The organism is Streptococcus sp. HMSC072D05, from assembly GCF_001815805.1.
Classification (GTDB): domain Bacteria; phylum Bacillota; class Bacilli; order Lactobacillales; family Streptococcaceae; genus Streptococcus.
The window spans coordinates 1-217 of sequence record NZ_KV821990.1 but is presented as its reverse complement, the minus strand read 5'-3'; the positions used below and the strand labels follow the sequence as shown (position 1 = coordinate 217).

General features: G+C 35.9%; 1 riboswitch.

Features of this window, described 5'->3' with window-relative positions:
* Window positions 1-24 precede the first annotated feature (24 nt).
* A riboswitch (TPP riboswitch) is annotated at window positions 25-113 on the top strand.
* Window positions 114-217: the final 104 nt, after the last annotated feature.

The following is a 217-nucleotide window of genomic DNA, read 5'->3' as shown; positions in this document are numbered from 1 at the left end:
TATACTGGTCCAGTAATTAAATAATAAAGACATTTGGGGTGCTTTAGGCTGAGATGATACCCATTGAACCTGATACAGTTAAGACTGGCGAAGGGAAATGTGAAAAGGTTTTTTTCGTATGTCGAAAAGAACTGTCTAATCTTGTAAGCTAAACTCTAATTCTCGTTTGTAATTGGAGTTTTTTTGTTTATCAAAAGAGGATAGGCTTGACGGCAAG